At 64.4% G+C, this 8,202-nt stretch carries 5 protein-coding genes and 2 pseudogenes; 3 read left to right on the top strand and 4 right to left on the bottom strand.

Annotated features, from left to right (window positions below; genetic code table 11):
- Positions 1-279: pseudogene (locus ACKODO_RS08360) on the bottom strand (ionic transporter y4hA); the annotation flags it as partial.
- Positions 280-1,012: 733 nt separating this feature from the next.
- The gene (locus tag ACKODO_RS08365) at positions 1,013-4,699 is read right to left on the bottom strand and encodes a vitamin B12-dependent ribonucleotide reductase (protein ID WP_408982982.1); all 3,687 of its coding nucleotides are present in this window, start codon (positions 4,697-4,699) and stop codon (positions 1,013-1,015) included.
- A gap of 344 nt (positions 4,700-5,043) precedes the next feature.
- On the opposite strand from ACKODO_RS08365, the gene ACKODO_RS08370 reads away from it, so the two are divergent.
- The 3 genes from ACKODO_RS08370 to ACKODO_RS08380 all read left to right on the top strand — a co-directional run bounded on the left by ACKODO_RS08370 (position 5,044) and on the right by ACKODO_RS08380 (position 6,638).
- Positions 5,044-5,268: a hypothetical protein gene (locus tag ACKODO_RS08370; RefSeq protein WP_408982983.1), complete on the top strand. Its 225-nt coding sequence runs from the start codon at positions 5,044-5,046 to the stop codon at positions 5,266-5,268.
- A gap of 178 nt (positions 5,269-5,446) precedes the next feature.
- A complete protein-coding gene (locus tag ACKODO_RS08375; RefSeq protein ID WP_408982984.1) occupies positions 5,447-5,857 on the top strand; it encodes an NADH:ubiquinone oxidoreductase subunit NDUFA12 in 411 nt (136 codons plus the stop codon).
- A gap of 106 nt (positions 5,858-5,963) precedes the next feature.
- Positions 5,964-6,638 carry a DUF2155 domain-containing protein gene (locus tag ACKODO_RS08380; RefSeq protein WP_408982985.1) on the top strand — a complete coding sequence of 225 codons (675 nt, stop codon included), beginning with the start codon at positions 5,964-5,966 and terminating at the stop codon, positions 6,636-6,638.
- Here ACKODO_RS08380 and aat read toward each other — a convergent pair.
- Positions 6,626-7,300, bottom strand: a complete 675-nt coding sequence (gene aat, locus ACKODO_RS08385) for a leucyl/phenylalanyl-tRNA--protein transferase (RefSeq protein WP_408982986.1) — start codon at positions 7,298-7,300, stop codon at positions 6,626-6,628. The genes ACKODO_RS08380 and aat overlap by 13 nt on opposite strands.
- 20 nt (positions 7,301-7,320) lie before the next feature.
- Positions 7,321-8,202: pseudogene (locus ACKODO_RS08390) on the bottom strand (acetyl-CoA carboxylase biotin carboxylase subunit); the annotation flags it as partial.

Below are 8,202 nucleotides of genomic sequence, written 5' to 3' on the forward strand. Positions count from 1 at the left end.
GCGGTCCCCCAGCCGCCCCACCACCCGCCCCACTACGATCGTGGCGCCGGCCCCCGCGCGGTGGATCGCGCCGCCCGGCCCGCCGACCCGGGCGCTCACCACCTCGGCATGATGCACGGCCGCGAAGATCGCGCCGCACAGCAACACCGCCTCGATGGCAATCCGGAGCGCGCCCTCCTTCGGCAGCAGACCGCCGAAATACAACGCGATCAGCGCCGCCGACGCCAGAGGCAGCAAGATCGTCCACCAGGGATTGCCGGCATGTTTCAACTCTGCCAAACGCTCGCTCCCGAGACCACGAAATGACGATTTTTCATTATGACAGATCGGCCTCGCTTGTCATCCGGCCGCCATTCATCCCGCGGCGGCCGCGGCCGGGCCATGACAAGAGACGCAACAAGCGTCCCAAAAAGAACTGACCCCGGAGGCGGGTGCCGTCCGGGGTCCAGTCCTTAAAGATAAGAAGATTACTTCTTCTTGGCGGCCTTCTTCTTGGCCGGCTTCTTAGCGGCCTTCTTCTTGGCCGGCTTCTTCGCAGCTTTCTTCGCAGCCATTGCTGTCTCTCCTAGAGTTGTTAGTGCCCCACAACGCAGGTAAGCCTCACACGGACGAACAGCCTGGCGTGAAGGAACCGAGTCTCATTCGTCGTTGTCACGTTATGTGCACCCGCTTGCGTGATTCGGCAATATGCCGAACCCCATTCAGGACTATCGCGGATTCACGCTAACAATCGGTAAACGCTGGGAAAACCGGCCAGACCGTCCTTGCACGGACAAACTGGCCGCTGGCGCGGAAAAAATCAATAAAAACGGGGGTTTCAGAAGTTATTCCGTGGACGGATGAACGCTGGTTTTGAGGGGGCTCTGGCGGCAAAACCTGTCAAGAGGCGGGCGCGCCCTTCACAAGAAGCTGTGGATATTTTTTTCGATTGAAGCGGCGCCGAGGCCCTGAAATGCGCGAAGGCCGGCGCATGACCGGCCTCCGTTTGTTGTCACAACAAGGCGTCCGGGCGTTACGAGCAGCCGCTCGTCGAGCCGCAGGTATCGCACTTCAGGCAGGTGCCGTTGCGCACCATGGTGAAGTTGCCGCATTCGGAGCAGCTCTCGCCCTCATAGCCCTTCATGCGCGCCTCCATGCGCCGGTCCGCGGTGGCGATGATTGTGGTCTCCATGGCCACCGCCATCTCCTGGCGCGGCGCCGCGAAGGCGGCTGCGGCGGCCTCGGCAAGCGCCAGCGCTCCTTGCGCCTCAGCCCGCAGCTGCAGCGCCGGAGCCGCCGCCTGCGCGCCCGACATCACCACCACATTGGCGGAGGCGAGGTTTGGCTTGCGCACGAAGCCCGACGACAGCACCCGGGCGGCGGGCACGCGCGGCGCATTGTCAGCCCCTTCGCCCTTGCCCAGCGCGTCGAAGCCCATTTCGGAGGCCTCGACATGGGCAAGGTCGCTACGGCCCAGATAGGACACGGCCAGCTCCCGGAACACATAATCGAGGATCGAGGTGGCGTTCTTGATCGAGTCGTTGCCCTGCACCATGCCGGCCGGCTCGAACCGGGTGAAGGTGAAGGCATCGACATATTCCTCAAGCGGCACGCCATATTGCAGGCCGAGCGAGATGGCGATCGCGAAGTTGTTCATCATCGCGCGGAAGGCGGCCCCTTCCTTGTGCATGTCGATGAAGATCTCGCCGAGGCGGCCATCATCGAATTCGCCGGTGCGCAGATAGACCTTGTGGCCGCCCACGATCGCCTTCTGGGTGTAGCCCTTGCGGCGGTTCGGGAGCTTCTCGCGCTCGCGCACCTTCTCGATTCGCTCGATGACGCGCTCGATGATCTTCTCGGTGACCTGCAGCGTGCGAGCCGCGGCCGGCTGGGCCAGCAGGGCCTCCACCGCCTCATCGGCTTCCTCGGCCTCGTCCTCGATCAAAGCGGCGTTCAGCGGCTGGCTGAGCTTGGAGCCATCCCGATAGAGGGCGTTTGCCTTCAGCGCGAGCTTCCAGGAGAGCATGTAGGCCGATTTGCAATCCTCGACGGTTGCCTCGTTCGGCATGTTGATGGTCTTCGAGATCGCGCCCGAGATGAAGGGCTGCGCCGCCGCCATCATGCGGATGTGGCTCTCGACCGAGAGGTAACGCTTGCCGAGGCGGCCGCAGGGGGTCGCGCAATCGAAGACCGGGTAGTGCTCGATGCGCAGATGCGGGGCGCCTTCGAGGGTCATCGCGCCGCAGACATGGATATTCGCGGCCTCGATCTCCTTTTTCGTAAAGCCGAGGAAAGGCAGGAGCTCGAATGCCATATCGCCCAACTGCTCGTCGGTGACACCCAACGCCTTCATCTGCCCGTCGCCGAGGGTCCAGCGGTTGAAGACGAACTTGATGTCGAAGGCGCTGGGAAGGGCCTTCTCGAGCTTTTCCAGCGTCTCGGCCGAGAAACCCTTCGCGGCGAGCGAGGAATGGTTGATGCCCGGCGCCTGGCGCAGCGAGCCGTGGCCCACGGCATAGGCCTCGATCTCGCCGATCTGGCTCTCGGAATAGCCGAGGGTGCGCAGGGCCGGCAGAACCGCCTGGTTGATGATCTTGAAGTAACCGCCGCCGGCGAGCTTCTTGAACTTCACCAGGGCGAAATCGGGCTCGATGCCGGTGGTGTCGCAATCCATCACGAGCCCGATCGTGCCCGTGGGGGCGATGACCGAGACCTGCGCGTTGCGATAGCCATGCTTCTTGCCCAGCGCCAGCGCCTCATCCCAGGCGAGGGTGGCGCGGGGGAGGAGATCGGCAATCGGGCAGTTCCTGTGGTCGAGCGGCACCGGGTTGACCGAGAGACCCTCATAGCCCGCAATCTCGCCATGCGCGGCGCGGGCGTGGTTGCGGATGACGCGGAGCATGTGGCCCGCGTTCTTCCTGTAGCCCGGGAAGGGGCCGACTTCCGAGGCGATCTCGGCCGAGGTCTTGTAGGAAATGCCGGTCATCACGGCGGTCAGCGCACCGCAGAGCGAGCGGCCCTCATCGGAATCGTAGGAGAGGCCCATGGTCATCAGCAGGCCGCCAATATTGGCGTAGCCGAGGCCGAGGGTGCGGAATTCGTAAGAGAGTTCCGCGATTTCCTTCGAGGGGAACTGCGCCATCAGCACCGAGATTTCGAGCACGAGCGTCCAGAGGCGGATCGTGTGCTCATAGGCCTTGATGTCGAAGATGCGGGCTTCCGCATCGTAGAACCGCAGGAGGTTCATGGAAGCGAGGTTGCAGGCGGTGTCGTCGAGGAACATGTATTCCGAGCACGGATTCGAGGCGTTGATGCGCCCCGAGGCCGGGCAGGTATGCCAATCGTTCATCGTCGTGTTGAAGTGCAGGCCCGGATCGGCCGAGGCCCAGGCCGCGTAGCCGATCTTCTCCCAGAGGTCGCGGGCCTTGAGGGTCTTGGCGACCTTGCCATCCGTGCGGCGGATCAGCTTCCACTCGCCATCGGCTTCCACCGCGCGCAGGAAATCATCCTTCAGCGAGACCGAGTTGTTCGAGTTCTGGCCGGCGACCGTGAGATAGGCCTCGCTGTCCCAATCGGTGTCGTAGGTGTCAAAAGCGATGTCGGTGTAGCCCTGCTTCGCGAACTGGATGACGCGCTTGATGTAGTTATCCGGCACCATCATCTTGCGCGCGGCCTTGATCTCGCGCTTGAGGACCGGGTTCTGCTCGGGGTCGAAGCAGGCATCGCCCGGGCCATCGCAGTTCACGCAGGATCGGATGATCGCCTTGAGGTGCTTCTGGACGATCCTGGAGCCGGTCACGAGGGCCGCGACCTTCTGCTCTTCCTTCACCTTCCAGTCGATATAGGTCTCGATATCTGGGTGATCGGCATCGACCACGACCATCTTCGCCGCGCGGCGCGTGGTGCCACCCGACTTGATCGCGCCCGCCGCGCGGTCGCCGATCTTAAGAAAGCTCATCAGGCCCGAGGAACGCCCGCCGCCCGAGAGCTTCTCGCCCTCGCCGCGCAGGGCCGAGAAGTTCGAGCCCGTGCCCGAGCCATATTTGAAGCGGCGCGCTTCACGCACCCAGAGATCCATGATGCCGCCCTCGTTCACGAGGTCGTCCTTCACGGCCTGGATGAAGCAGGCATGCGGCTGGGGGTGCTCGTAGGACGATTTCGACTTCGTCAGCTTGCCGGTCCTGTAATCGATGTAGAAATGGCCCTGTCCCGGCCCGTCGATGCCATAGGCCCAGTGCAGGCCAGTATTGAACCATTGCGGGGAATTCGGCGCCACGCGCTGGGTCGCCAGCATGAAGCACAACTCGTCATAGAAGGCCTGGGCGTCGGCCTCGGCGGTGAAATACCCACCCTTCCAGCCCCAATAGGTCCAGCAGCCGGCGAGGCGGTTGAAGACCTGCCTGGCGCTTGTCTCGGAGCCGTAGCGCTCGTTCTCGGGCAGGGCGGCGAGGGCGGCCTCATCCGGCACCGAGCGCCAGAGGAACGAGGGGACATCGTTCTCTTCCACGCGCTTCAGCTTCGCCGGAACGCCGGCCTTGCGGAAATATTTCTGCGCCAGCACGTCGGCCGCGACCTGGCTCCAGAAATCGGGGACCTCGAGCCCTTCGAGCCGGAACACGATCGACCCATCGGGGTTCTTGATCTCCGATCTGGTCGTCTGGAAGGCGATCCCCGCATAGGGGGACTGGCCTGCCTGGGTGTGGATCCGTTCGAATTGCATCTCTGTCAGTCCCCTGCGGGCGCTCAGCCCGTCTCGTTGCGCGGGATGAAAATCCCGCCGAACCACGCAGAACCGCGTGCGCCCCCAAAGTCAAAAATGTCGCTTGTTGAACGCCCCTCCGCCGGCTGTCGGCCCGACCTTGTCAGCCTGCGAGAGGGCATCCCGGCACTCTCCTCAGCCTGGTCGTTGGAATCCGCCCGGAGCACGATTTCTCCCGGCGACCCCGACTGCCCTTGGTTCAACAACGCTAGGACGGCGCTTCGCTGGCCGTCAACATCTAGTTATGCCCAGGCCTCAGGATCGCAACATCTGGTGGAGAAAGTGTGAATCTTGGGGAAAAGTCGATGATTCTCGCCAAGGCTCTCTATTCTTTCGCGGATTCGTTTCTGCCTGCTCGCGCGACCACATCGGCCGGAAAAATCAAGACGGATTCCGCCCGGCTGCCAAGCCAGGCCGACGCGCTGGCGGAGGCACAATCCGGGGTGATCGGACGCATCTTTGAATTTCAGGTGAGGAGCTCTTCGCGTCCCGGTTGTGCCGAATCGGTTTTCCGAGCGTGCGATCCATAAGACTCACCCGGAATCATGGCCGAAGCATGACAGCCGCCTTGCCGGCCCGACGAAGGTTCGAGGAAGCTCGTGGACGGAGCGCGCGATGCGGCTTTACGCCAGCGGGCGAATTTGCGAGAAGCTGGGACGGAAGTTGCCCGGAAGGCCGGGGCATCCAGATCTTCTTTCGAGGCGTGCCATGAGAAACTTCCTTCTCCAGTTCTTCACCTGGTGGAACGGGCAGACGCTTGGCACGCGCATCTATACCTGGCGCAACGGCGAGAAGGTCGGCACCGACGAGTTCGGCAACACCTATTACCGCACGCGCGGCGGCGCGAAGGACCCGGCCCTCGGCCATGAGCGCCGCTGGGTCATCTACAAGGGCGAGGCCGAAGCCTCGAAGATCCCGCCGGGCTGGTATGGCTGGATGCACCATCGCTTCGACACCACGCCCGCGCAGGAGGATTACCGCCCGCGCGAATGGGAAATGCCGCACCAGCCGAATGCCACCGGCACGGCCAATGCCTATCGTCCGGAAGGTTCGGTGCTGCGCTCCGGCGAGCGCCCGCCCGCGACCGGCGATTACGAGCCGTGGAACCCGGCGCGCTGAGCGCCGGCGACTGCCCTTTTTCCGGCACGATTTGCGTGCTAGAGCGCGCGAGCTCCGGGCAGATTGCCCGGATGCCCGCAGGATTTTCGGGGCCGGATGCCGTAAGATGAGCCTTTCCTTCCGCATCACCGGTTTCGCCCTTGCGGCGGCGCTGCCTCTGCTGGCCGCGCCCGCGCTCGCCGACAAGATCAAGAACCCGACCGCCGTGTTCTCCGGTCTCGACAAGATCACCGGCCGCATCATCTCCTTCGAGGCGGCGGTGGACGAGACCGTGCAGTTCGGCTCGCTCCAGCTCACGGCGCGCGTATGCTATTCGCGGCCGGAATACGAAAACCCGCAGACCACGAGCTTCGTCGAGGTCGATGAGGTCGGCTTCGACAACAGCTACAAGCGGCTCTTCACGGGCTGGATGTTCGCCTCGAGCCCGGGCCTGAACGCCATCGAGCATCCGGTTTATGATATCTGGTTGTCCGAGTGCAAAGGCGGCAAGGACATCATCAAGACCCCGCCCGAGGTGGAGGACGAGCCGCCGCCACCGGCTCCGGCCGATCTGCGCCGCAATCCGCGTCCGGCCCAGCCGCTGCCGGGCACGCGCCCGCCGGGACCGGGCGGGGCGACCTCTCCGCCGCTGCGCCTGCCGGGGGCGCCGGGCGCGCCTCCGGGCGCTGTTCTGCCGCCGGGCAATGTGGCCCAGCCGCCGCGCCCCGCGCCGCAACAGCGCTTCTTCCCCACCAACCCCGGCATGGGCGGCATGCGCGACCCGGCCAGTCAGGGGCGCTGAGGCACGGGTTCCAGCCATTTCAGCACGGTTTCGACCGGTGGCGTGACATCCTTCGGCCAGACCGCGAAATCCGCCGGCTGGTGGATCGCGCGTTCGAGCATCTCGCGATAGCGCAGCCGCGGGATTTCGATCGCGCCAAACTGGCGCAGGTGATCGGTCACGAACTGCGTATCGAGCAGGCGGTAGCCGCCCGCGCGCAACCGCGCCACGAGATGCGCCAGCGCGAGCTTCGAGCAATCCGTCTCGCGGTGGAACATGCTCTCGCCGAAAAAGGCGGCGCCGATCGCGACGCCATAGAGCCCGCCGACGAGTTCGCAACCTTTCCGCACCTCGATGGTGTGACAGAAGCCCTTCTCGAACAGCGCGCCATAGAGCCGGCGGATCGGGGCGTTGATCCAGGTCTCGCGCTCGGGGCCGCGCGGGGCGGCACAGGCGGTGATGACGCCCTCGAAATCACGATCCGCCACGACCTCATAATCATGGCTGCTCACAAGCCGCGCGAGGCGCCGGGGCAGGTGGAAGCCATCAAGCGGGACGATGCCGCGCAGCTTCGGCTCGATCCAGTGGAGGCCGGGATCCTCCGCGCTTTCCGCCATGGGGAAGATGCCGGCCGCATAGGCGCGCAGCAGGATTTCGGGCGTGACGGGGAAGTCCTCGCTCATGCCCATGAGCCTAGATGGCCTCAGGCCGGGTTGTCCATTCCGCCATTCCGGAGGAATTTTTCCAGCCAGTGGATGTCGTAGAGGCCATCCTGGATTTCCGCGTTTCGCACGAGCGTGCGGAAGAGCGGCAGGGTGGTCTCGATGCCATCGACCACGAATTCATCGAGTGCGCGCCGGAGGCGCATCAGGCATTCATTGCGGGTGCGGCCATGCACGATGAGCTTCGCCACGAGCGAATCGTAGTTCGGCGGGATGCGGTAGCCCTGATAGACAGCCGAATCGACGCGCACGCCGAGGCCGCCAGGCGGGTGAAAATAGCTCACGACGCCCGGCGAGGGGCGGAAGGTCGCGGGATGCTCGGCATTCACGCGGCACTCGATGGCATGGCCGTTCACCTTCACGTCGGACTGCTTCACGGAGAGGCCCGCGCCCGCCGCCACCTTGATCTGCTCGTTCACGAGGTCGATGCCGGTGATCATCTCGGTGACGGGATGCTCCACTTGAATCCGGGTGTTCATCTCGATGAAGTAGAATTCGCCGTTCTCGTAGAGGAACTCGATGGTGCCTGCGCCGCGATAGCCCAGCTTCTTCATGGCGTTGGCGACGATCATCCCGATCCTGTCGCGCGCTTCCGCGTTCAGCGCCGGCGAGGGGCCTTCCTCCCACACCTTCTGGTGGCGGCGCTGGAGCGAGCAATCGCGCTCGACGAGGTGGATGGCGTCGCCCTGGCCGTCGCCAAGCACCTGGAGTTCGATGTGGCGCGGCTTTTCGAGATATTTCTCGAGATAGACAGCGTCGTCACCGAAGGCGGCTTTCGCTTCGGTCCGCGCGGTCTGCAGTGCTTCCACGAGATCATCCTCGCTGCGCGCGACCTTCATGCCACGCCCGCCGCCGCCGGCCGC

Origin of the sequence: Rhabdaerophilum sp., assembly GCF_046092605.1 — a bacterium.
Classification (GTDB): domain Bacteria; phylum Pseudomonadota; class Alphaproteobacteria; order Rhizobiales; family Beijerinckiaceae; genus Rhabdaerophilum.

Coding starts and splice junctions, on each gene's coding strand:
- ACKODO_RS08365 (WP_408982982.1), bottom strand. CDS start 4,699: ATGCAATTCGAACGGATCCACACCCAGGCAGGCCAGTCCCCCTATGCG.
- ACKODO_RS08370 (WP_408982983.1), top strand. CDS start 5,044: ATGATTCTCGCCAAGGCTCTCTATTCTTTCGCGGATTCGTTTCTGCCT.
- ACKODO_RS08375 (WP_408982984.1), top strand. CDS start 5,447: ATGAGAAACTTCCTTCTCCAGTTCTTCACCTGGTGGAACGGGCAGACG.
- ACKODO_RS08380 (WP_408982985.1), top strand. CDS start 5,964: ATGAGCCTTTCCTTCCGCATCACCGGTTTCGCCCTTGCGGCGGCGCTG.
- aat (WP_408982986.1), bottom strand. CDS start 7,300: ATGAGCGAGGACTTCCCCGTCACGCCCGAAATCCTGCTGCGCGCCTAT.